Here is a 22,755-nt window from a genome sequence, read left to right on the forward strand (position 1 = left end):
TGAATGTTCATTTAAGAAAGACAGAGGTCATTTTGATTATTATTTTTCAAAATGGCCTCTGTTTATTTGAAAATAGTGTTGCAAGGAGGGAATTTAAATGATAACGAAAGAAGCAGAAGTTATCTTAAACAGGAAAGGAGCCAGGAAAGTAAACGAAATTCCTAAAGAGGTCTTACAATTACTACAGCAAGGGAAAGTAGAAAGTGTTAATTTAGCAGAATGGCTAGCTATAAATCATATTGAACTACTCAAAAATGTCTTACCTTCAATAGGACTCAAGAATAGTTTGGAATGTATAGTAGTTGAATTAGAAAAACAGAACGTGGAAACAGGAATGAAAGTCATACGAATAACAGGAACTTTATTGGATGAAATTATACTCAAAGAAAATGAAGGAAACAAGGAAGACGTACTGTTAAAATTATCTAGTCATATTTCAGATAGTGTACGATGTTGGGCAGCGTTTATGAATAAAAAATCAAATAACACATTAAAAGATACATTAACGTACATTCGACCTTTTGCAGCGGATCATCATTTTGGCGTTCGAGAAATTGCTTGGATGTCTATTAGAGAAGATCTTTCACAGAATATAGAAAAAAGTGTGGAGTTGTTAGTAGAATGGGCAAAAAGTGAAGATGAGAATATTCGTAGGTTCTCTGTAGAATCTATTCGTCCTCGAGGTGTATGGAGTAAACATATTGAAATATTAAAACAAGAACCTGAAAAAGCACTTCCTATTCTTAATTTACTTAAATCAGATCCATCAAAATATGTCCAAGATTCGGTTGGAAACTGGTTAAATGATGCAAGTAAAACGAAACCGGATTGGGTAATGGACCTGTGTGAAGAATGGGAAAAGGATACTGACATAAAATCAACTAGTAGAATTATTAAAAAAGCTAAAAGAACGATTTTGAAAAATAAGTAATATGTACCTAATAGACTTGTTAGTTGAACGAAGAAACAATCAATCAAGTTAAAAAAGAATACTGTGAATAACAATGAGAAGAGCATGTTTTGATCAAAAATTGATTCAAACATGCTCTTTATATTTTCTTTTATAGCAGTGTTATTAATGAAAAGTGATCAAATTTTATTTCAAATCTAAACTTCCGTACTTTTTATTGTAACTTTTATTCTAATAGTTCGTTCTTCACGTGTTAAAGTTTTGTCAATCATTCAAGAGCCTTTCATTTTATATAAATCACTTATTATTTGTGTTTTTTTAATAGCGGACAAAATATATCGGATTATGTACGTGAAAAAAATATTGATAGAATTGAAAGAATATTTTATAATTTTAAATTATATCTTTGTTTCGAAAAATGGAATTAAAGTTCCGAAATTCGTAACAAAAAGGAGATAGGATGAGTATAAATAAAACGGCAGTGAAGACAATGGATATTTTAGAGTTATTTTATGAGCATGAAGAGTTAAGTTTAACAGAGATGGTTCAGCTTACAAATATGCCGAAAACATCTGTTTATCGTTTAATCGGTTCGCTAGAAGAAATGGAGCTTTTACAAAAAAATGAGAAGGGGAAATATCGTCTTGGAGTCGTTTTTTTAAGGTTTGGGCAACTTGTTTCACAAAGATTATCAGTAAGAAATATTGCGATTCCATATATGAAAGAGCTTAGAGATAGTTTAGGGCAGGCAGTTAATTTAATTATTCAAGATGGTAATGATGCAATTTACGTTGAAAAGATGGAAGGAGTTCAGCCGGTACGTGTTTATACAGCGGTTGGAAGAAGAGCACCTCTTTATGCGGGGGCATGTCCGAGAATTTTACTATCTTATTTTTCTGAGGAAGAGAAAAGGAAGTACATAGAGGAAACCGATTTAAAACAGTTTGCGGATGGAACAATTGTGAATAAGGAACATTTGCTAGAAGTATTACAACTAGCGAAAAAGGAAGGTTACACAATTAGTTATTCTGAATTAGAAAATCATACAGCGGCTATAGCAGCTCCGATTTTTGCGAATGATGGAACGGTTGTAGCAGGTATTAGTATTTCAGGTTTAGCAATTGAGTATGGCGAAAGTAACATTTCATATTTTACTGCGAAAGTGAAAGAAACAGCATACCGCATTTCGAAAGAACTCGGCTTTTTGTCATAGAAAGAGGGAATGGGATGAAATTTTCTGCGTTAGGGGATCAAGCGATTATTGTTACGTTTGGTGAAGAAATTAGGATGGATATATACGGAAAAGTGCAGCGATTATTTCAAGCGTTGAAACAACATCCATTTACAGGAATGGTTGAATGTGTGCCATCGTTTACTTCATTAGCAATTTACTATAATTTGTACGAAGTATGGATGCAAAATGAGAGAAGTGAAAGGTCATATGATTACGTTTGCCAATATATACAGGAGCTGTGTGATTCATATAAAGAAGAAGTGAACCAGAATGTGAAACATATTTCTATACCAGTTTGCTACGGAGGCGAATATGGGCCGGATTTAGAAGAGGTCGCACATTATCAAGGTTTGCAAGTAGAGGATGTTATTCGTATACATAGCGAAACAACATATTTTGTGTATATGTTAGGTTTCACACCAGGATTCCCATATTTAGGGGGACTATCAAAACAATTAGAAACACCTAGAAAAGAAACACCACGGTTACAAATTGCTCCTGGTTCGGTAGGGATTGGTGGAAATCAAACAGGTATTTATCCACTTGAAACACCGGGTGGATGGAATATTATCGGCCGAACACCGATTTCATTATTTAATCCAAGAGAAGAATCACCTACCTATATTCAAAGTGGTATGTATTTACGTTTTATCCCGGTAACAAAGGAAGAATACGTATCGCTAGAGGGGGCTAAAGAATGGATGTAGAGGTTTTACATGCGGGGATGTTTACAACAGTCCAAGATTTAGGACGATTTCATTATCAACAGTATGGTGTACCAGTTGGCGGTGCGATGGATAAAAATGCACTTAGGCTAATCAATATGTTAGTCGGTAATGAAGAAAATGAAGCAGGTTTAGAAATGACGATAATGGGACCTAAATTGTTACTAAAGAAAACGACTTTGCTCGCGATTGGCGGTGCGGATTTGGAACCGTTATTGAATGGAGAACGAATTCCGTTATGGCGTCCTATTTTAGCAGAAGAAGGCAGCATGCTTTGTTTTGGAAAAGCGAAACGTGGGTGCAGAGCATATGTAACATTTGCTGGTGGTATTCATATTGATCATACAATGGGAAGTAAAAGTACATATATGCGAGCTGCTATTGGCGGGATTGAAGGAAGGATGCTCAAAAAGGGTGACTATTTTCAAATTGGTACGCACGCAGAAATGGCGAGTCGTTTCATTCAGAACTTACAAAAGGAAGAGCGAATAAAAACAAAATGGGCAATTCGAAATAACGTCTTACCAAAATATAAGAAGCATCCTACGCTTCGCGTCATAACAGATTTTGAATATAATCAGTTTACAGAAAAAAGTAAAGAGTCATTTTTTATGAAAGAGTATAAAGTGTCCAATTATGCTGATCGCATGGGATATAGGTTTGATGGGGAAGTTTTAAATAGAGAAATAGAACAAGAAATTCTATCAAGTCCTGTTACATTTGGAACCATTCAAGTTCCAAATGGTGGGCAGCCTATTATATTAATGGCAGATAGGCAAACGACAGGTGGCTATCCGAGAATCGGAAATGTCATTTCAGTAGATTTACCTCTGCTTGCCCAGCTGAAACCAGGGGACTATGTAACTTTTGAAAAAGTTTCTATAGAAGAAGCGGAGCGATTGTACATAGAGCAGGAAGAAAATATGAAACTATTAAAGAAGTTCATCGCTTTACGAAGCTGAGAGTAGGAGGGAAATATCGTGACGACAATCGATTTGAATTGTGATTTAGGAGAAAGTTTTGGAGCTTATAAAATGGGGAATGATGATGAGATTCTTCCGTTCGTTTCCTCTATAAATGTTGCTTGTGGTTTTCATGCGGGTGATCCGATCGTTATGCGTCAAACAGTTGAAAAAGCTTTGAAACATAACGTAGCAATAGGGGCGCATCCTGGATTTCCTGATTTAATTGGATTTGGAAGAAGAAACATGAATGTTTCAGCAAGTGAAGTATATGATTACGTTTTATATCAAATTGGTGCATTAGACGGGTTTGTGAAAGCGGCAGGCGCGAAGATGCATCATGTGAAACCGCACGGTGCCCTATATAATATGGCGGCAACTGACCCAGCAATTGCAGATGCAATCGTAAAGGCAATTTCTCATATGAACCCGGATCTATTACTTTACGGATTAGCAAATAGCGAGGCGTTTATACAAGCTGCAGAAAAATATAAAGTAACATTCATGCAAGAAGTTTTTGCTGATCGTACGTATAAGCAAGATGGGACATTAACAAGTCGTACAGAAAAAAATGCACTTATAACAGATGAAGGCGAAGCGATAAAACAAGTGCTTCAAATGGTAAAAGAAGGATATGTAGAAGCGGTGAATGGAGAGAAAGTAACAGTTCAGGCGCAAACAATTTGTTTGCATGGCGATGGAGAGAAAGCGGTACAATTTGCGGAGAGAATATACAGAACATTCGAACTTAATGGTGTTTCTATATGTGCACCGAAATAAAAAATGAGAGGAAGTGCTGGAAATGATTAAATTAATTGGGATACTACTTGTTGCAGTTGGCTTTCTATTTAGGTTAAATACACTATTAGTAGTAATGGTTGCAGGAATTGTTACTGGTATGGTTTCAGGATTAAGTTTTTATGACGTCATCAGCATGTTCGGTAAATTTTTTATAGAAAATAGATATATGTCTATGCCTATTATACTAACTTTACCTGTAATCGGAATTTTAGAGCGTTATGGTTTAAAAGAAAGGGCAGAAGCACTTATAACGAAATCAAAAGGGGCAACAACTGGAAGAGTATTAATGTCATATTTTACAATAAGAGAATCATCAGCGGCACTAGGGCTGAATATTGGTGGTCATGCGCAAACAGTAAGACCGCTCGTTGCACCAATGGCAGAAGGAGCGGCACAAGGTAAATACGGTAAACTTCCGGAAAAATTAAGAGAAAAGATTAAAGCAAACGCAGCTGCTGCGGAAAATACAGCTTGGTTTTTCGGAGAAGATATTTTTATCGCAACTGGTGCGATTTTATTAATGAAAGGATTCTTCGATTCAGTAGGTATGCATGTCGGAGTATGGGATATGGCGCTTTGGGGTATTCCAACAGCAATATCCGCACTAATCGTAAGCTGGATTAGATTCAGAAGGTTTGATAAATATATAGCGAAAACAATGAAGGCAGAAGGAAAACAAGAGAAGGAGGCTATATAAGATGAACATCATAACTATGGATACAATTTATTATGTATTAGGTATAATCGTTGCCTTTATCGCTGTGCGTATCGCATTCGATCGTGAACATCCAAACCGATTCGGTTCTAGCTTATTTTGGGCATTATTCGCAGTTACATTTTTATTCGGAAATGTAATACCTTCGTTTTACGTTGGGTGTATCGTGCTCGCTATGGTCGTGTTAGCTTCATTGAATAAAGTAACAAAATCTCAGGAGAAAGAAGTACCTGTACAAGAACGTGTGAAACATGCTGAGAAATTAAAAAATAAAATTTTCATGCCTGCACTTTTAATTCCTATTTTTACAATTATCGGTACGTTAACGTTAGGGAAAATCAAATGGGGAAATGTATCCCTTGTAGATCCAGATAAAGTAACGTTAGTTGCATTAGCGTTAGGAGCATTACTCGCATTCGTTGCGGCGATGCGTATTACAAAATCGAAAATAACGACGCCTGTTCAAGAAGGAAGTAGATTATTACAAGCTGTTGGTTGGGCAGTTATTTTACCACAAATGTTAGCAGCACTTGGCGGTATTTTTGCGAAGTCTGGTGTTGGACAAGTCGTTTCTGATTTAGTTGGAAAAGTGTTACCGACAGAGTATCCATTCGTTGCTGTTATGGCGTACTGTTTAGGAATGATGCTTTTCACAGTTGTAATGGGGAATGCATTCGCAGCGTTTGCAGTAATCACTGGCGGAATCGGATTACCTTTAATTGTTCAAATGCACGGTGGGAATCCAGCGATTATGGCCGCACTCGGCATGTTTGCTGGATATTGCGGAACACTGCTTACGCCAATGGCAGCAAACTTTAATATCGTTCCAGCAATGCTTTTAGAGTTAAAAGATAAAAATGCTGTTATTAAAGCGCAAGTACCCATCGCGCTTTCAATCTTTATCATAAATATGTTTATTATGTACGGCTTAGTATATCGTTTCTAATTAGGAGGGAAAACGATGAAAACAGTATTATTAACAGGGTTCGATCCGTTCGGCGGAGAAAGTATCAATCCAGCTTGGGAAGTCGCAAAAAGTTTGCATGAAAAAACAATCGGAGAGTACAAAATTATTAGTAAACAAGTACCAACTGTATTTCATAAATCAATAAAAGTTTTAAAAGAATATATAGAAGAACTGTCGCCGGAAATGATTATATGTATCGGACAAGCTGGGGGTAGACTAGATATTACGATAGAGCGTGTCGCAATTAATATTGATGATGCAAGAATTGCTGACAATGAAGGGAATCAGCCGGTGGATGTACCGGTTGTTGAGGAAGGACCTGCTGCCTATTGGTCCACGCTTCCGATGAAAGCAATCGTAAAAAAACTTCGCGAAGAAGGCATACCGTCATCTGTTTCACAAACGGCAGGTACATTCGTTTGTAATCACTTATTCTATGGACTTATGTATGAACTCGAAAAACATGATATGAAAATAAAAGGCGGATTCATTCACATTCCGTTCTTACCAGAACAAGCGAGTAGCTACCCAGGGCAACCGAGTATGTCACTTTCTACTATTAGTAAAGGGATAGAATTGGCAATCGAAGTAACGGCGGAAGTAGAGGTAGATATTGTAGAAATTGGGGGCGCGACGCATTAAATAAAACGAATCATACAACACCTCCTGTAAACAACTGGTATAATAAGTATAGGAATATACATAGAGGTGATTTTTGTGCAATTTGAAGAAGTTCGTTCAATTTTAGAAAAAGCGAAGAAAATTACTGTGTTAACAGGCGCAGGAGCCAGTACAGAAAGTGGCATCCCAGATTTTCGCTCAGCAAATGGGTTGTATGCTGATGCGAATGTGGAGATGTACTTATCGAGAGGGTACTATAACAGAAGTCCGAAAGAGTTTTGGAAGCATTATAAAGAAATATTTCAAATTAATACGTTTCATCAATATAAAGCTAATCGTGGACATCGCTTTTTAGCTGAGCTAGAAGAACAAGGGAAAGATATAACAATTTTAACGCAAAATATCGACGGTTTACATCAATTAGGTGGTAGTAAACATGTCATTGATTTACACGGAACACTTCAAACAGCACATTGTCCGAAGTGTAAAACGGGTTATGATTTACAATATATGATTGATCATGAAGTACCGCGCTGCGAGAAGTGTAATTTCATTTTAAATCCAGATGTTGTTTTATACGGAGATACACTGCCGCAATATCAAAATGCGATTACACGTTTATATGAAACAGATGTGTTTCTCGTTATGGGAACGTCATTAAAAGTACAGCCTGTCGCATCATTCCCGGAAATTGCAAAGAGGGAAATTGGAGCAACAACCGTTTTAGTAAATGAAGAGTTAACAGGGCAGGAATATAACTTTGATTTTGTTTTTCGACAAAAGATTGGTGAATTTGTTGAAGGGTTATCTTCAAATAAATAAGTTATCGTAAAAAAACTGAGGTGCAATGTATCTACCTCAGTTTTTTGTATTCATGATATTGTATTGTAAGGGGAATGGTAATAAATAGGATGCAAAATCCGAAAACTGAAAATTAAATCTTTTCTTTCTTTTGTAACTAATATAAAATTCTATATATATCATATAAATAAATTTGATACATAATGAGTTATCCCGTTATTTGCGAGCAGTAAGACTCCTATCTGAAAAATTCGGCACAGGAGAAGAAGTTAGGTGGAAGATTACCTGCTTGTAAAAGTCCGATTGGTGTGGGCTAATAAACAGAGGACCACTCTGTTTAAAGTTTCAATTTATGCGTAGAAGTTAATAGAATGAAGCGAGGGAGCGAAATGAGACAGAACAAGGAGAAAAAGAAACAGCCGAAAAAGAAAAAGACTCATATTCCATTTCGGTTAAATGTACTATTTTTTATCGTCTTTCTTTTATTTTCAGCTATTATTATTCAACTAGGTAAAGTGCAAATCATTGATGGAGAAACGTATCGAAATGAAGTGAATAAAAAGGAAGATGTGACGGTGAGCACGCCTGTTCCTAGAGGGAAAATGTTTGATCGAGAAGGCAAAGTGATTGTAAATAACAAACCGCTACGAACCGTTACATATACGAAAATGAAAGGAGTAGACGCGAAAGAAGTTTTAAAAGTAGCGAGAGAGTTAGCAGGGCTAATTGAAATGTCGCAAGAGGATATGGATAAGTTAACAGAGACAGATAAAAAAGATTTTTGGATGCAGTTAAATGAAAAAAGGGCTGCAGAAAAAGTAACGAAAGCAGATGAGAGTAAATTTAGGAAGCAGGAAATAGAAGGGAAAGAATTAGATAAAAAAGTAGAAGAGTTGCGTCGGGAGAGAATTACACAAGAAGAATTAAAGGAGCTTTCAAAAGATGATTTAGAAGTATTAGCAATTAAAAGTAAAATGAATGCGGGATATAAAATGACGCCGCAAATCGTTAAAAAAGATGTAAGTCAAAATGAATATGCAATCGTTAGTGAAAGATTAGCAAGCTTGCCGGGGATAGATACGACAGTAGATTGGGAACGTGAATATCCAAATGATAAAATCCTTCGTTCTATACTTGGTAGCGTTTCTAATGAAAATGAGGGATTGCCAAGAGAACAATTAGAGTATTATTTAGTTCGTGATTACAACCGAAATGATCGTATTGGTAAGAGTTACATCGAAAAGCAATACGAAGATGCATTACATGGAACGAAAGAACAATCTAGAAATATTACAGATAAAGCAGGGAATATTATTCGGACTGAAAAAGTGACTGAAGGAAAAAGTGGAAATAACTTAATGTTAACGGTTGATATGGATTTGCAAAAAAAGGTAGAGGAAAGTCTTGAAAAAAATTTACGAGCGTTTCATTCTTCAGAACCGATGATGGATCGTGCTTTCGTTGTAATGATGAATCCGAAAAACGGTCAAATTTTATCAATGGCAGGAAAGAAAATTGTAAATAAAGATGGCGTGATGCAAATAGAAGACTACGCATTAGGGACGATGACAAGTTCCTATGAGTTAGGATCAACTGTGAAAGGGGCTACTTTATTATCTGGATACCAAGCAGAAGCGATTAAACCGTTTACGCATTTCTTTGATGCGCCAATGTACTTTAAAGGAAGTACTAAGCCGAAAAAATCATGGAAAGATTTTGGTGATATTGATGATTTAAGAGCTTTACAAGTTTCGTCGAACGTTTATATGTTTAATACAGCATTAAAAATGGCGGGGATTAATTATGTGCCAAACAATCCGTTAGATATTAAACAAGAGACATTTAATAAAATGCGTTACTATTTTAGACAATTTGGTTTAGGTGTATCGACTGGTATTGACTTGCCAAATGAATCAATTGGTCAAATGGGTAGAACTGATAATATACCAGGCTTTTTACTTGATTATGCAATTGGACAATATGATACATATACACCGCTACAGCTTGCTCAATATATTTCAACAATTGCAAATGGCGGTTACCGAATGAAACCACAAATTGTGCAAGAAATTAGAGAGCAGCCAAACCGCCCAGAGGATGTCGGAAAAGTTATTCGATCAATTGAACCGGTTGTTTTAAATCGAGTGGATATGGACACGTCATACATTAATCATGTAAAAGAAGGGTTTAGAAGAGTTTTTCAAGAAGCTGACGGAACAGGTACAGGAACGTTTAAAGGCTTACCGTATAAACCAGCTGGAAAAACAGGAACAGCTGAGACGGTATATGGTGGAGAAAGTGATATTGGAAGAGATGAGAACTATAACCGAAAAAAATGTTATAATTTAACTCTTGCCGGCTATGCGCCATATGATGCTGATCCGGAAGTAGCTTTTTCAGTTGTTGTACCATGGGTGAATAATGATAAATCAGGGGTTAATTCCGCGATTGGTAAAGAAATTTTGGATGCGTATTTTGACTTGAAAGCGAAAAGATCAAATGCAAATTCAGTCCCGGTAGAACAGCCGAACAAGGCCCAGTAAAAATAATATCACTGCACAGGAATATATTGTGCAGTGATATATTTTTTGAGTTATTTTATAAGGTGGGAATGGATATGAAAGAGGAGATTAAGAGAGGTTGGGGGAAGTACATACTATTTATACTTGTTATGGTAATAGCCTATCATTCTTTTACGTTATGTAAGGTAGAAGGGAAATCCATGCAGCCGACTTTAAATGAGGAAGACTACGTATTTGTAAATAAAGCAGCAGTACATTTTTCTAACATACAGCACGGGGAAATTGTCATTATTAAAGAAGAGGACGAATCGAAATATTATGTGAAAAGGGTAATAGGGCTACCTGGTGACGTAATTAACATAACGAATGGAACTGTATATGTAAATGATAAAAAACAAGTAGAGCCGTATACAAATAAAGATTTATTCAACAATACACAAGTATTTTACAATTTCCAAAAGACAAAGATTCCACCAAATAAGCTATTTGTCATGGGAGATAACCGTGAACTTAGTAGGGATAGTCGCAATGGCTTAGGATATATTGAAGAAGATAACGTGATAGGAAAAGTAGAATTTGTGTATTATCCTTTTTCAAAAATGAAAATTATAGAATAAGTGGGGAATTCATAAAGCCCCACTTATTAAAGGTTCACTTTATTTTCTTTAAAAAACCTTTTGGATTAAAAGATATGAAAAATTTATGTTTAGATTCATCGATTATGAAATTGTTATTTTTAGCTAAAAACTCTTCCACGGCTTCCATCGGGCCAGGGCCCCAATCTGGAAGGAGAGGATTTCCGTTAATACATGTATCCTCTACAATAATGTAACTACCAGTGGTTACAATAGATTTATAAAGTAAGAGTTCTTTTGATACATGTTCTTTACTATGATCAGAATCTAAAATAACTAAAATCACATCATCAGGTTTGCGCATACTTACTATTGTTTGGACGGCCTGCACAGAAACAGAAGATGCTGTTAAATACGTAATCCGATTATGTGATGGCCGATTTGGCTGCGGAGTTATATCGATAGTAAGTACGTGACCTTTTCCGATTAAATCTAACATAGAAGCTAAATACAGTGCACTACCACCATGAAAAGTCCCGCATTCAATAATTAAATCGGGCTTTAATTCATAAATGATTTCTTGATACAAAAAGAGATCAGAGGGAAGTTTGCAGATGGGAGCACCGAACCAGTAGGTATCTTTTAACCAAACGTGGCTGTCGTAATACTGTTTTAAAAATTCACTGCTTGTAGTATCGATTTTAAATGCTCCTTTCTAAAAAGGATTCTTTCGTTTGACGTAAAGTATTTACGTATGAAAGTTGTACTATATATTATGTGATAAGGAATTGTAAGGCGAGTGTTTTCACTTGAAAATAAGCAAAATAACTCATGTGGAAAATCAATTGCTTACAAAAGAAGGTGTAATTGAAAGGAAATGATAGTATGTATACATACACAATTTGATTCATTAGAAAAGGAAATAAAATACTCTTACTAAATAGAAATAAAAAGCCGAATATGGGAATGTGGAATGGTGTTGGGGGAAAAATTGAAGATAATGAAACGCCATATGAAGGAATAATTAGAGAAACGCTTGAGGAAACGGGCATAGATCTCCAAAGTGTAACGTATAAGGGGAATGTTGGTTTTAAAGATAAAGACGAGCCTCTGGCTAGTGAAGGAATGTATGTATTCCTTGCTGATTTGCCAGAGGGAGTACAAATGGATACACCGTTAAGTACTGATGAAGGTATATTAGAGTGGAAGGAAATTGGATGGATATTAGATGAGAATAATAGAGGTGTAGTTAGTAATTTACCAAAATACTTACCGCTAATATTAACAGATGAAAATATGTTAGAGCATATATTCACGTACGATAACCGGAATATTATTAATTACACAACTGCATTTTTGACAGAAGATGATGCGAACAAACGATATGAAAAACAACTCGTTTCTCAATAGAGGATAGGATGAAAAACTACACTTATACTTTATTTGAAAAAATATATATGTTAGGTGATTACATGCTGAAAAAATATACTTTATTAGCCAAAGTTGTAACACAAACTTTCGTTACTTAAATTAGAACAAAAAAGAGATGGCATATCCATCTCTTTTTTGTTTTCGTATGCTCCATGATTAGTTGCGAATCGCTTTAATGATAAAGCGATGTTGCTTCACATCAAAATAGCCTTTTTGCAACATAATCTTATGTATGCGATATAATTCCTCATAATACCTTTCGACAGTAAAATCAGGAATTTGCCACGGAATCGCTTTTAAATAATAGACGATAGCGCCAATATCATAAAAGCGTTGAAGAGGGAATTCTTCCTTTGCATCTAAAATAGTAAATCCATTTTCCTTTAGCTCATTACAGGCAGTTTCGAGTGACCAACTTGCAAATTCGCTATTTAGTGGTGTGCCAAACTGCTTATTAAGTTCTGCGCAATCAAGACCACCAGCTTGTTGTGTAAGAAATATTCCATTAGGAGAAAGGATTCGGTTTACCTCAGAAGCAGCATAGGATTCATGTTGGTTCACAATTAAATCAAATTGAGCATCTTGAAGCGGTAGGGCATCATCATCCTTTACTTCTACAACAATAACCCCTAAAGGCTCTAATTTCTTTCGGGAAATTGGCACGTTTGGAGCGTAGCCCTCAGTAGCATAAATAGTTGGCGGGAATGGTTGTAACATAGATAAAAACTCTCCACCGCCAGTACCCATATCGAGCATTGATTCTGCATGCTGCATAAGTTGAAAAGCAGTGCTGCCGTACGACCACGATAAAGGCTCGCTCTTCATTCGACCCGTTTCTGAAATGAAAGAAAAATCCCAGCCACTAAAGTTCGTATTTGTACTTTCTAATAAAGTTAAAAATAATGGATCACGTTTCATAATTGTACCCTCCTATTTTGTAAATGAATGATATGATGAGAAAAGTAAAAAGGAGGACCTCTTATAAAAGTGAAACGGATTTACGTTTCGTGTTCGAATAGATGCATATAAATTCGCTCCTTGCGAGAATGATTATTTATATATTCGGGATTTTTGAGTGGAATTCCTTTGAAATATAAAGAGAAGGTAGATATTTAATGAAAAATTGGATTGAGTTTACAGATAAAGAGTACGATCGAATTTGGGATGAAGTATATAGTGACTATGAATTTTCACCAAGTGTTTCAATATTTCCATCGTTTAAAGTACCAGGACCGTTTATCACATATGACATCTCTCATTATTTTGGAGAATCGGTAGATTTAAATGTATATGATGAACTTGAAGAAAAAGCATTAAAAGTTTTCAAAGAGAATACAGCATTGAATGAATATATGATGGCACTAGATTGGCAACATGAGTGTTATTGGGTAAATCCACACTTAGAGTTTGAAAGAAATGAATTTTATGAGTGGCGTATACCAATATTTCCGAATGGTGATTACTATTTCTTTATTCAGAAAGACTTTAAGTGGGGGTATTTAGGCCATCCTTGGGAGAAGAGTATAACGATATTTGGAAAAGAAATAATAGAGAGTTTTAAACAAAATAAACCGGAAATGTTTCAAAATATTTTAAGGCAGGGATAATGTTTTAAAGAGAAAAAACGCTTATACTTCATTCTTGAAGCATAAGCGTTTTTGTTTTGGCCGTTTTCATTTAAAAATACTTAAAAATAAAAATCTTTTGGTAAAGTACCATTTTTTATCACCGTTCTTAACCCATGTTTTATAATCCAAGGGTTAACAGGATGCTGTTTATCACGTAATTGCTGCAACCATTGAAAAACGAGTTCTTTATCTTCCTTCGTAATATCGTTAATATGATTGGCTACAGATTTTTGAACATACTTAGAAGGGTCATTCATTAATGGTTCAAGAAGCTGTAAATTGTTCTTAAAGTTACCTTTTAGAGCTCCTGTTTTTTTTGCCCAAGGAAGTCTTGGTCTTGTACCTTCAGAAACTAGTCTCCTAATGTGGCTGTTTTCGTCATGAATCCACTGTTGTAAAATATTTAGTGTGTCTTCATGGTACGTTTCAAGAAAAGGCCGAATGGCATATTCAGCAGTATTCCTTTTTGTTATTTCATACATTGCATGGAATGAGGAGTCAAAATCGTTAAGCCCATATTTTTCAACGTATTTTGCGATAGGCATGTACATATAGCCGTTTGTAAATGTACCTACTTCTGTTGTATTTTCTGGTCCCAATGTTTTCAGTAATATATGTATTGCTTCATTAAAATCTTTTTGTAAAGCATTGTGTAATTCATCTGCTATTACTTCAATCCGTTGCTTTAACTCTAAACCTTCAACTTTACATGTTACGGAGGCTATAAAGTTTTTTTTAGAGAAAGTAGAATCGTGTTTACAAATAGAATCAGCCATTTTTTCTGCTAATTCATCATTAAATAAAAATTTTAATGGAACGTATTTACCCATTTTTCCACCTCATTGGTCAGTTGAAAATAATTTTTATTTTTTAATCGACAATCCATAAACTAACGTCTCACTAGGAGTCGTAATACTAAAACCAGTCGTCTTATAATCAAGTTTCACTGTATCACCAGTGTAATCTTTCGTGAATGAGTCCATTTGTACAATAAGCATTCCATCCTCATATACAATATCATCTGCATTGTATGTATCCCAAACTAAATCAACATCAACGAAAATGCTACAAGAGTTTGTCATTGTTCCTCTAATGCGAATGATCTTTTTATCTTCACGTTCTAATCTATGTATAGCTGCTTTTGCTTCATCAGTAATACGAATGTTCATTGTATCCCAACCTTTATTTATATTTCCTTTATTATTGCAAAAACAAGAGCAATAGGGAAGCAAAGAGGTTTGCAACAAAAAACGAGCAAACAAATTTGTTTGCTCGCTCTACTTTATTTTAGTTCACATTTATCAAGTGGAATCACTTTTGTTTTCTTTGTAAATTTATATCCTAACCATAGTACTAAGAAGAGTGGTAAACCGATGTAAGAAACGAGTACGCCGTTCCAATCGATTGATTCACCCATAAATGCGCCGTAGTTTTGTCCTAAAATTACGATGACGCAAAGTGTAAATGCGAAGATTGGACCGAACGGGAACCATTTTGCTCTATATGGTAAGTCCTTTAAATCTTTTCCTTGTGCGATATATGCTTTACGGAAGCGGTAATGACTAATTGCAATGCCAACCCATGCGATAAAGCCAGACATACCAGAAGCGTTTAATAACCAAATATATACAACACCGTCACCGAATAAAGAAGCGATGAAAGCGACGCTACCAACTACTGATGTTGCGATTAGAGCGTTAACAGGTACACCACGGCTATCTAATTTGCCTAAAAACTTCGGTGCTTTTCCTTGACGAGCTAAATCCCAAAGCATACGAGTTGATGCGTACATGCCAGAGTTACCAGCAGATAAAACTGCCGTTAAAATAACAGCGTTCATAACAGAAGCAGCAAAGGCAACGCCCGCTTTTTCAAATACAAGTGTAAATGGACTTACTGTAACATCACTTGCTGCAAGACTTTCAGTTGTATAAGGAATTAATAAACCGATAACGAGAATTGCAAGGATATAGAATAAAAGAATGCGCCAAAAGATCGAACGAATTGCTTTTGGGATATTGCGTTCTGGATCAGACGTTTCACCAGCAGCTACACCTAATAATTCAGTTCCTTGGAAGGAGAAACCAGCAGCCATAAATACACCGATAATTGCCATGATACCGCCGTTAAATGGAGCATCTGCAACAGTGAAGTTTTTAAAGCCGACAGATTCGCCGCCCATAATTCCAAAAATCATCATGAAGCCGACAACTAAGAAGATAATAATAGTAACTACTTTAATAAGTGCGAACCAATATTCAGATTCACCAAAACCTTTAACAGATAAATAGTTTAAGAGAAAAATAATAGCTAAGCATAATCCACTCCAAATGAGGGAAGGGGTATCAGGGAACCAAAATTTCATAATTAATGTTACGGCCGCTAGTTCTGCCGCAATTGTAATCGCCCAGTTATACCAATAGTTCCATCCAAGTGCAAAGCCAAGTGATGGATCAACAAATTTTGTTGCATACGTGCTAAAAGATCCAGTAACAGGCATGTAAGCTGCAAGTTCAGCTAAGCTTGTCATTAAGAAATACACCATAATTCCAATTGCGGCGTATGCGATTAGTGCACCGCCAGGACCAGCTGAATGGATTACACCACCGCTGGCAAGAAATAGTCCGGTACCGATTGTACCACCGAGAGAAATCATCGTAAGGTGACGAGATTTTAATCCGCGTTTTAATTCACCTTGTCCTTGTGTAGTTTGCGTTTTAGAGGTAGATTGATTTGTTGCGCTATTCATGTTCAACACTCCTTTTCTTGTAGGTTAGGAAGGAGCGGGGGAGAAAAATACAAAAAACCGCCAAAGGAATTAGGCGGAACGTTTCACAAATAACCACCCCATCATACCCTTCCGTTAAGATAGCACCCCACGTTTACACGGTAATTTTGTAAACGTGACAGTTCTGTTCCTTTCGGAGACAGCCCCAGCTCATACTTCCAGAGAAGAAATACAAACTTCGGCAACTTTTCCTTTCAAACGGAGTCAGTGACATTCTCTGTGTCTCGTCCGTTTTACTTTTAAAAGTCGCAACCTCTACCTCATCGGATTGATGAGGATTTATATATTGCTAAGATATTTAATATATGGCAATTGTAATGAGTTTCTGAATATATTGCAAGGAATTTTGTTAGGAAAAGTCAAAAAATATCGGTTATTGTATAGGAAACGCTTGCATAACTCCACCCGAACCTACTATTATGTAGCAATAAACAAAGAAAAAATTGTTATACAAATGTTTCGCAAAAAATAATGAAAAACCCTTTAAAATTAAAAGAAAATTCAGAAAATATAATTCGACATAACGATTGAAGGGTATCACTTCTTTTATTTTGTTCTAAAGAAAAAACATATGTGTAAATAAAAAGAGTGAATATTCTTTCTTTTTGTAGTAAAATTGAAGTACTGTTTAATTAAAAAGGGGACATCGTTATGAAATTAGAAACAGAAAGATTACATATTATCCCGTGTACGGAAGAATGGGTTCAGATTGCGAAGAATCAAGGATACAATAGCGGCCCACATATTGCAGGGCATGTAGAAAATATAAAACAAGATAAGGATTTATTACCGTGGGGTGCGTGGTATGTCATTCGAAAAGAAGATAACATCGTACTAGGGGATATAGGATTTAAAGGGAAACCGAACGAGAAACGTATAGTAGAAATTGGTTACGGTTTTATTGAGAAATATTGGAATAAAGGGTATGCTACAGAATCTGTAGATGAATTAATAAAGTGGGCTTTCCAGACAGGAAAGGTAGATACAATTATTGCGGAGACACTCCTTGAAAATGGTAGTTCGATTCGTGTATTAGAGAAATTACATGTGAAGAGAGTAGATACAACAGATACGATGATTAATTGGAAAATAGAAAAATAAAAAATACCGCTCGATATAGTTCGAGCGGTATTTTTTATCATTATGGTAGCATTTGTTTTTGATCTTTCGGATAGCCGCCTGTTGATGCGTTAGAACGATTGGAATGATTACGGACAGCAATGAAAATAGAAATAATAACGACAAGACCAACTGCCACGTAAGAAAGTGAAATAATAGTTGGATCCACTTTAAATGTCGTAAGTAGTGTACGAATATTCGTAAAGATAATAAGGCCACCAACTAATACCCCAAGTAAATGAGGTGGAACGATACGTACTAACCATGCGGCAATTGGAGCTGCGACAATACCGCCAAGCATTAAGGCGAATACCCAAACCCAGCTTACTTGTTCCCAGCCAAGTGAGATGAAGAAACCAATTGTTGCAGCGAGCGAAACAGGAAACTCACTCGTATCTACAGATCCAATAACTTTTCTAGCTTCATTTCCTTTTGCTAGCAGTACAGGTGTCGTAATTGGACCCCAGCCACCGCCACCAGTTGAATCGACGAATCCAGCGAATAAGCCGAGTGGCACAAGTTGTTTGGCAGACATGCGCTTTTTGGAAGTAACAATTTGTTTTTGAATAATGAATCGTAATAAAATATAAACGCCTAAAGTGAATAAAAATATTGAAATGTACGGTTTAATTACATCGCCAGGTAAATTACTTAAAAAACATGCCCCAACAAATGCCCCAATTGCTCCGGGTAATGTTAATCTGGAAACTGTATATTTATCAACGTTTCCAAATTTGATGTGCGATGCACCAGAAGCTGCGGTTGTAACGACTTCAGCTAAGTGAACAGATGCGGATGCTACAGCTGGTGCAATACCAAACATTAATAATAGTGAGGTAGATGTTACCCCATACGCCATTCCAAGTGCCCCATCAATCAATTGAGCGAAAAATCCAATAATAGCAAAGACAATTAATTTCTGCATAAATAATCCCCCTGTAATAATAAATGAAAAAAGCACTTTTCCCGTATGAGAAAAGTGCCTTTGGTTTTTCCAATCAGCAATAATTAAATTTGTTTCATTATAATACATATTAATCATATAAATCAACTAGGTTTTGAAGTTTTTTGAATTGAATGAAAGAAAAATAAAATATACAATAAAAGGATGGAGAGAAAGGGGAGAAAGACATGTTACGATTTGATCATCTCGTTCACGCAGTGCCTTGTACACCGGAGGAAGCAGCAAAACAAATGCAAGAGCGTGGATTTCATACTGTATTAGGCGGAGAGCATACTACTTGGGGAACTTGGAATAGTTTATGTTATTTTGATTTATCATACATAGAATTTTTAGCTGTGCAGCATGAAGAAAAAGCGAAAGAAGCAGAAAATCCATTAGTACAAGAAACGGTGGTGAAATTACAAAATGGAGAAGGAATGCTACAAATTGCAATTCGAACAGATGCAATTGAAGAACTAGCAGTTAAGTTTAGTAAGCATGGCTTACATACGATAGGGCCATTTGAAGGGAAACGTATGAGAATAGATGGCCGGCTTTTAGAATGGAAAATGTTATTTGTAAAGCAAGAAGAAAGCGGGCCGAGATTACCTTTCTTTATACAGTGGAATGAAACCGATGAAGAAAGAAGAAACGACTTACGCAACATAGGGACGATCACGGAACATAAAAACAAAGTGCAACACATTGAAGTGATCCATTATGCAGTGAAAAATGTTCGAGACACAGTGCGAAAGTGGAAAGAAGTAATGGGGCTAACTGCAAGTTCAGTCACAAAAAATGAAAAATGGAATGCTGAGTGCCAAAGTGTAGCGTTTGGTGACATTCATGTACAGTTTTGTGAACCGATTGGGGAAGGGCTAGTGAAAGAACACTTGATTAGGAATGGTGAATATCCTTTTGCAGTGGAGTTTAAAGGGGAGAATAAACGAGAGTATGAAGTGTTAGGTAGTTTGTACATATATGAATAGAGGGGATGTTTTGGAAGAAATAGTAAGAGAGATAGAAAGAAAACTAGAGTGGCCCTGTATTGTAAAATGTATAGCCATTACAAAAGGTTTTTCGTATGAGGAGAAATATAAAATTGAACTAGAGAATCGTGAAACGTATTTTGTAAAAGTGTGTGATTCTGCTAATTATGAACGAAAACTAGAAGAATATACGTATATGAAACAAATAGAGTTATTACATATTCCAACGCCCAAGTTAATTCATTTTATAAAACTTGAAGAATTAAATAAATGTGTTCAAGTATTTGAATGGATTGACGGAGTAAATGGTGAAGAGAGCTTACGGAAGTTATCGGTGGAAGAACAGTATGATGTAGGAAGAAAAGCAGGAGAAGTATTAAGGAGAATTCACTCAATTGAAAGAGAAAGTGCAAGTAATAAATGGGAAACATTTAGATGGAATAAATACGAAAAATACATAGAGGCACTAGCAGATTACGAGGTGAATTTTCTGGATTTGAAGCCAGTATTAACCTTTGTAGAAAACCATAAAGACTTATTAAAAAATCGTCCAATTACACTTTTACATGATGACTTCCATCCAGCAAATAGTATGATTCATAACAAGGAGTTTATCGTTATCGATTTTGGAGGATATGATTTTGGTGATCCAATACACGATTTTTATAATGTAGCGATTTTTACTACAAGAATAAGTAAACCATTTGCGGTTGGACAAGTTCACGGTTATTGCGGAGGTAATCCGTCGCTTCATTTTTGGCAACTGTATTCCTTATATGCAGCAATGACATTCCCAGCGGACATCGTTTGGACAAACCGAAGTACACCGCACCTAGTAGATGATATGAAGGAAAGACTAAATGGAATTTTAGAAGAACATAATCATTTTTCGTCCTATGTTCCAAGATGGTATCAATCCTATCAGATGGATATAATGAAAAATAAATAACGGAGGGATTCATTTGGATAAAATAGCGGTAATTTCAGATATTCATGGTAATATTCCGGCATTAGAATCTGTGCTGAAAGATATTAAATTAAGAGGAATCGAGCGCATTATTTGTCTTGGAGATTTAGTAGGAAAAGGTCCTCATTCAAGCGAAGTAATTGAAATCATTCGTAAAGAATGCGAAGGCGTTGTAATGGGGAATTGGGATGATTTCATTACAAAACCGACTGAATTTGAAGCGTTAAAATGGCATCAAAAACAATTATCGGAAGAACAAAATGAATATTTAAGAAGCTTACCATTTTCGATCGAATTTTTTATGAGCGGAAAACTCATTCGTATGTTCCACGCCTCACCAAGAAGTTTATATGAAAGAATTCAACCACACGCTTCAAGAGAAGAACGTATTAGTATGTTCGAAAATAGTGATCTCACAGAGAATATAGAAGGGGAAAGAACACCAGATGTCGTTTGCTATGGTGACGTTCACCAAGCGTTCGTTCAAAATTTCAGAGGGAAAACGTTATGTAACGCTGGTAGTGTAGGAAATCCTCTTGAAATTACACAAGCATCCTATTTAATCTTTGAAGGAACGTACAATGAAAAAGAAGCCGCAAGCTTTTCTATTCAACTCGTACGTGTACCGTATGATATTGAATTAGCTATCAGACTAGCAGAAGAACTCGATATGCCAGACCTTGAAGAATATAAACAGGAGTTACGGACTGCTTTGTATCGAGGGTTTAAGGGAAAGTAAGAAATATGTAAAGCAATAAAACTATATCAACGTTTTGACAAATAGTATCGACTTACCTACAAATAGTGATCAAACGTGTTTAATGTAATTGTATTATGTGAACTGAATTAGGGAGGGAAGATAATGATTCGCCAAAAACGAATGAAAGAAATCGCTAATTATATTTTAAAGTTAAACTTAACGCATCCAATAAGAGTGGGAGTAAGTGGTATTACAGCTTCAGGAAAAACAACATTTGCAAACGAACTAGCGGAAGAAATAAAAAAACGAGGATTACCAGTAACACGCGCCAGCATTGATGATTTTCATAATCCAAGAGTGATTCGCTATGCAAAAGGAAAAGAATCTGCAAGAGGGTATTACGAAGATGCACACGATTATACAGCTTTTAAAGAGAGGTTATTAAAGCCTTTAGGACCAAAAGGGAATTTACAATATGAAACGATTTCTCATAACTTAGTAACGGATATGCCTGTACATAATGAGCCGCTATTGGCCACGCAAAATATGATATTAATAGTAGATGGAACGTTTCTATTGAAAAAAGACGTTGCGCATTTATTTGATTACAAAATATTTATAGATAAAGATTTTGAGATTGCGAGAAAACGTGGTGCAGAGCGCGAGACGGAGGCTTTTGGAAGTTATGAGAAAGCAGAGAAGATGTTTTTGAATAGGTATCATGCGGCCTGTAAGATGTATATAGATGAGCATAATCCGAAAGAGTGTGTAGATGTTGTATTTGAAAATAGTAAATTTGATGATCCGGTAGTTCTATTTAAAAGACATTAATACAGTTTATATAGGAGGAATGAGCATTTGTTTAGATGGTTTCAAAAAAATAATAAAGTGAATGAAGAGGAGGAGGGACAATATTTAGAAATCAAAAATGAACAGATTAATGAACAATTAAAACAAAAAATAATGGAACTAGAGAGTATAAGTGAAGACATTTGCAGTAAGTATCAAAAAATATATGAAGAACGTTTTGCGCAAAATGGTAAATTAAATTTGAAGCTGTCAATTAAAAGAGATATAGACGGTGATGAATTAGAAGAACTAACATCTAATAATTGTTTAGAGTATGAATATAGATCAGAAATTAATTTTGAATATGATGCTTCAAAATTATGGGAAGTCTGTACTATTTCGCTTTGGTACTATTACCAAGGATATCGAAAAAGTAGTAGCATAGGAACACTTTATAGCGGAACGATTAATGAATTAGAAGAAGAAGTTAAAGTAACATTGGAAGAACTGTTACATAGTGAAGATAATTAATGATTCCATTTTATATTGCGTTAAGAATGGGTTTAAT

At 35.6% G+C, this 22,755-nt stretch carries 25 protein-coding genes and 1 riboswitch; of the genes, 19 read left to right on the forward strand and 6 right to left on the reverse strand.

Features of this window, described 5'->3' with window-relative positions; translation table 11 throughout:
- Positions 1-97: 97 nt before the first annotated feature.
- The 11 genes from JDS81_RS07195 (at position 98) to lepB (ending at position 10,875) form a co-directional block, all read left to right on the forward strand.
- Positions 98-931 (forward strand): DNA alkylation repair protein, encoded by an 834-nt coding sequence (locus JDS81_RS07195; RefSeq protein ID WP_097954339.1) that lies wholly within the window; start codon positions 98-100, stop codon positions 929-931.
- Between the two features lie 439 nt (positions 932-1,370).
- Positions 1,371-2,123: an IclR family transcriptional regulator gene (locus JDS81_RS07200; RefSeq protein ID WP_000026375.1), complete on the forward strand. Its 753-nt coding sequence runs from the start codon at positions 1,371-1,373 to the stop codon at positions 2,121-2,123.
- A gap of 14 nt (positions 2,124-2,137) precedes the next feature.
- Positions 2,138-2,851 carry a 5-oxoprolinase subunit PxpB gene (gene pxpB, locus JDS81_RS07205; RefSeq protein WP_097954337.1) on the forward strand — a complete coding sequence of 238 codons (714 nt, stop codon included), beginning with the start codon at positions 2,138-2,140 and terminating at the stop codon, positions 2,849-2,851.
- Positions 2,842-3,831 (forward strand): 5-oxoprolinase subunit C family protein, encoded by a 990-nt coding sequence (locus JDS81_RS07210; RefSeq protein ID WP_097954336.1) that lies wholly within the window; start codon positions 2,842-2,844, stop codon positions 3,829-3,831. The genes pxpB and JDS81_RS07210 overlap by 10 nt, the downstream gene beginning before the upstream one ends.
- A gap of 18 nt (positions 3,832-3,849) precedes the next feature.
- Complete coding sequence (gene pxpA / locus JDS81_RS07215; RefSeq protein WP_097954335.1) at positions 3,850-4,611, forward strand: 5-oxoprolinase subunit PxpA; 762 nt, start codon at positions 3,850-3,852, stop codon at positions 4,609-4,611.
- Between the two features lie 22 nt (positions 4,612-4,633).
- A complete protein-coding gene (locus JDS81_RS07220; protein ID WP_000593386.1) occupies positions 4,634-5,329 on the forward strand; it encodes a DUF969 domain-containing protein in 696 nt (231 codons plus the stop codon).
- 1 nt (position 5,330) lies between these two features.
- Positions 5,331-6,293, forward strand: coding sequence for a DUF979 domain-containing protein (locus tag JDS81_RS07225; RefSeq protein WP_001021667.1), 963 nt, complete (start codon positions 5,331-5,333; stop codon positions 6,291-6,293).
- Positions 6,294-6,308: 15 nt separating this feature from the next.
- A complete protein-coding gene (gene pcp / locus JDS81_RS07230; protein ID WP_000859719.1) occupies positions 6,309-6,956 on the forward strand; it encodes a pyroglutamyl-peptidase I in 648 nt (215 codons plus the stop codon).
- A 75-nt stretch (positions 6,957-7,031) separates the two neighbouring features.
- A complete protein-coding gene (locus JDS81_RS07235) occupies positions 7,032-7,757 on the forward strand; it encodes an NAD-dependent protein deacylase (RefSeq protein WP_142312438.1) in 726 nt (241 codons plus the stop codon).
- Positions 7,758-8,125: 368 nt separating this feature from the next.
- A complete protein-coding gene (locus JDS81_RS07240) occupies positions 8,126-10,279 on the forward strand; it encodes a peptidoglycan D,D-transpeptidase FtsI family protein (protein ID WP_097954386.1) in 2,154 nt (717 codons plus the stop codon).
- Between the two features lie 74 nt (positions 10,280-10,353).
- Positions 10,354-10,875 carry a signal peptidase I gene (gene lepB, locus JDS81_RS07245; RefSeq protein ID WP_000656825.1) on the forward strand — a complete coding sequence of 174 codons (522 nt, stop codon included), beginning with the start codon at positions 10,354-10,356 and terminating at the stop codon, positions 10,873-10,875.
- A gap of 34 nt (positions 10,876-10,909) precedes the next feature.
- Here the strand turns inward: lepB and JDS81_RS07250 are convergent, their stop codons facing one another.
- Positions 10,910-11,533 (reverse strand): cephalosporin hydroxylase family protein, encoded by a 624-nt coding sequence (locus tag JDS81_RS07250; RefSeq protein ID WP_097954333.1) that lies wholly within the window; start codon positions 11,531-11,533, stop codon positions 10,910-10,912.
- 209 nt (positions 11,534-11,742) lie between these two features.
- Between JDS81_RS07250 and JDS81_RS07255 the strand changes: the two genes are divergently transcribed.
- Positions 11,743-12,243 carry an NUDIX hydrolase gene (locus JDS81_RS07255; RefSeq protein ID WP_252199182.1) on the forward strand — a complete coding sequence of 167 codons (501 nt, stop codon included), beginning with the start codon at positions 11,743-11,745 and terminating at the stop codon, positions 12,241-12,243.
- A gap of 177 nt (positions 12,244-12,420) precedes the next feature.
- Here the strand turns inward: JDS81_RS07255 and JDS81_RS07260 are convergent, their stop codons facing one another.
- On the reverse strand, positions 12,421-13,182 hold the full coding sequence (locus JDS81_RS07260) for a class I SAM-dependent methyltransferase (RefSeq protein WP_097954332.1): 762 nt from the start codon (positions 13,180-13,182) through the stop codon (positions 12,421-12,423).
- Between the two features lie 197 nt (positions 13,183-13,379).
- Here JDS81_RS07260 and JDS81_RS07265 point away from each other — a divergent pair, with 197 nt between their 5' ends.
- A complete protein-coding gene (locus JDS81_RS07265; RefSeq protein ID WP_097954331.1) occupies positions 13,380-13,871 on the forward strand; it encodes a DUF2716 domain-containing protein in 492 nt (163 codons plus the stop codon).
- Between the two features lie 80 nt (positions 13,872-13,951).
- On the opposite strand, the gene JDS81_RS07270 is transcribed toward JDS81_RS07265, so the two are convergent.
- From JDS81_RS07270 to JDS81_RS07280, 3 genes are all read right to left on the reverse strand, one after another.
- Positions 13,952-14,722, reverse strand: a complete 771-nt coding sequence (locus JDS81_RS07270; protein ID WP_000521687.1) for a DNA alkylation repair protein — start codon at positions 14,720-14,722, stop codon at positions 13,952-13,954.
- Positions 14,723-14,755: 33 nt separating this feature from the next.
- Positions 14,756-15,061, reverse strand: coding sequence for an iron-sulfur cluster biosynthesis family protein (locus tag JDS81_RS07275; protein WP_140158613.1), 306 nt, complete (start codon positions 15,059-15,061; stop codon positions 14,756-14,758).
- Positions 15,062-15,174: 113 nt separating this feature from the next.
- The gene (locus JDS81_RS07280) at positions 15,175-16,641 is read right to left on the reverse strand and encodes an amino acid permease (RefSeq protein ID WP_001083390.1); all 1,467 of its coding nucleotides are present in this window, start codon (positions 16,639-16,641) and stop codon (positions 15,175-15,177) included.
- 112 nt (positions 16,642-16,753) lie between these two features.
- Positions 16,754-16,946: riboswitch (Lysine riboswitch) on the reverse strand.
- Between the two features lie 385 nt (positions 16,947-17,331).
- On the opposite strand from JDS81_RS07280, the gene JDS81_RS07285 reads away from it, so the two are divergent.
- On the forward strand, positions 17,332-17,781 hold the full coding sequence (locus JDS81_RS07285; RefSeq protein ID WP_097954330.1) for a GNAT family N-acetyltransferase: 450 nt from the start codon (positions 17,332-17,334) through the stop codon (positions 17,779-17,781).
- A 40-nt stretch (positions 17,782-17,821) separates the two neighbouring features.
- Here JDS81_RS07285 and JDS81_RS07290 read toward each other — a convergent pair whose 3' ends face one another.
- Positions 17,822-18,724 carry a sulfite exporter TauE/SafE family protein gene (locus JDS81_RS07290; RefSeq protein WP_097954329.1) on the reverse strand — a complete coding sequence of 301 codons (903 nt, stop codon included), beginning with the start codon at positions 18,722-18,724 and terminating at the stop codon, positions 17,822-17,824.
- Positions 18,725-18,930: 206 nt separating this feature from the next.
- On the opposite strand from JDS81_RS07290, the gene JDS81_RS07295 reads away from it, so the two are divergent.
- The 5 genes from JDS81_RS07295 to JDS81_RS07315 all read left to right on the forward strand — a co-directional run bounded on the left by JDS81_RS07295 (position 18,931) and on the right by JDS81_RS07315 (position 22,718).
- A complete protein-coding gene (locus tag JDS81_RS07295; protein ID WP_097954328.1) occupies positions 18,931-19,731 on the forward strand; it encodes a VOC family protein in 801 nt (266 codons plus the stop codon).
- Between the two features lie 10 nt (positions 19,732-19,741).
- Positions 19,742-20,680 carry an aminoglycoside phosphotransferase family protein gene (locus JDS81_RS07300; protein WP_097954385.1) on the forward strand — a complete coding sequence of 313 codons (939 nt, stop codon included), beginning with the start codon at positions 19,742-19,744 and terminating at the stop codon, positions 20,678-20,680.
- Between the two features lie 13 nt (positions 20,681-20,693).
- Positions 20,694-21,437 (forward strand): metallophosphoesterase family protein, encoded by a 744-nt coding sequence (locus JDS81_RS07305; RefSeq protein ID WP_097954327.1) that lies wholly within the window; start codon positions 20,694-20,696, stop codon positions 21,435-21,437.
- A 123-nt stretch (positions 21,438-21,560) separates the two neighbouring features.
- Positions 21,561-22,229 carry a nucleoside/nucleotide kinase family protein gene (locus JDS81_RS07310; protein ID WP_097954326.1) on the forward strand — a complete coding sequence of 223 codons (669 nt, stop codon included), beginning with the start codon at positions 21,561-21,563 and terminating at the stop codon, positions 22,227-22,229.
- A gap of 27 nt (positions 22,230-22,256) precedes the next feature.
- Positions 22,257-22,718, forward strand: coding sequence for a hypothetical protein (locus JDS81_RS07315; protein WP_097954325.1), 462 nt, complete (start codon positions 22,257-22,259; stop codon positions 22,716-22,718).
- Positions 22,719-22,755: the final 37 nt, after the last annotated feature.

The organism is Bacillus cereus group sp. N31, assembly GCF_016483245.1.
In the GTDB taxonomy this organism is placed as follows: Bacteria; Bacillota; Bacilli; order Bacillales; family Bacillaceae_G; genus Bacillus_A; species Bacillus_A toyonensis.

What these genes read in the sequence shown, in the direction of transcription:
- JDS81_RS07195 (WP_097954339.1), top strand. Translation starts at nt 98, where the DNA reads ATGATAACGAAAGAAGCAGAAGTTATCTTAAACAGGAAAGGAGCCAGG.
- JDS81_RS07200 (WP_000026375.1), top strand. Translation starts at nt 1,371, where the DNA reads ATGAGTATAAATAAAACGGCAGTGAAGACAATGGATATTTTAGAGTTA.
- JDS81_RS07310 (WP_097954326.1), top strand. Translation starts at nt 21,561, where the DNA reads ATGATTCGCCAAAAACGAATGAAAGAAATCGCTAATTATATTTTAAAG.
- JDS81_RS07260 (WP_097954332.1), bottom strand. Translation starts at nt 13,182, where the DNA reads ATGAAACGTGATCCATTATTTTTAACTTTATTAGAAAGTACAAATACG.
- JDS81_RS07225 (WP_001021667.1), top strand. Translation starts at nt 5,331, where the DNA reads ATGAACATCATAACTATGGATACAATTTATTATGTATTAGGTATAATC.
- lepB (WP_000656825.1), top strand. Translation starts at nt 10,354, where the DNA reads ATGAAAGAGGAGATTAAGAGAGGTTGGGGGAAGTACATACTATTTATA.
- JDS81_RS07280 (WP_001083390.1), bottom strand. Translation starts at nt 16,641, where the DNA reads ATGAATAGCGCAACAAATCAATCTACCTCTAAAACGCAAACTACACAA.
- JDS81_RS07265 (WP_097954331.1), top strand. Translation starts at nt 13,380, where the DNA reads ATGAAAAATTGGATTGAGTTTACAGATAAAGAGTACGATCGAATTTGG.
- JDS81_RS07270 (WP_000521687.1), bottom strand. Translation starts at nt 14,722, where the DNA reads ATGGGTAAATACGTTCCATTAAAATTTTTATTTAATGATGAATTAGCA.
- pxpB (WP_097954337.1), top strand. Translation starts at nt 2,138, where the DNA reads ATGAAATTTTCTGCGTTAGGGGATCAAGCGATTATTGTTACGTTTGGT.
- JDS81_RS07290 (WP_097954329.1), bottom strand. Translation starts at nt 18,724, where the DNA reads ATGCAGAAATTAATTGTCTTTGCTATTATTGGATTTTTCGCTCAATTG.
- JDS81_RS07275 (WP_140158613.1), bottom strand. Translation starts at nt 15,061, where the DNA reads ATGAACATTCGTATTACTGATGAAGCAAAAGCAGCTATACATAGATTA.
- JDS81_RS07285 (WP_097954330.1), top strand. Translation starts at nt 17,332, where the DNA reads ATGAAATTAGAAACAGAAAGATTACATATTATCCCGTGTACGGAAGAA.
- JDS81_RS07295 (WP_097954328.1), top strand. Translation starts at nt 18,931, where the DNA reads ATGTTACGATTTGATCATCTCGTTCACGCAGTGCCTTGTACACCGGAG.
- JDS81_RS07210 (WP_097954336.1), top strand. Translation starts at nt 2,842, where the DNA reads ATGGATGTAGAGGTTTTACATGCGGGGATGTTTACAACAGTCCAAGAT.
- JDS81_RS07220 (WP_000593386.1), top strand. Translation starts at nt 4,634, where the DNA reads ATGATTAAATTAATTGGGATACTACTTGTTGCAGTTGGCTTTCTATTT.
- JDS81_RS07240 (WP_097954386.1), top strand. Translation starts at nt 8,126, where the DNA reads ATGAGACAGAACAAGGAGAAAAAGAAACAGCCGAAAAAGAAAAAGACT.
- pcp (WP_000859719.1), top strand. Translation starts at nt 6,309, where the DNA reads ATGAAAACAGTATTATTAACAGGGTTCGATCCGTTCGGCGGAGAAAGT.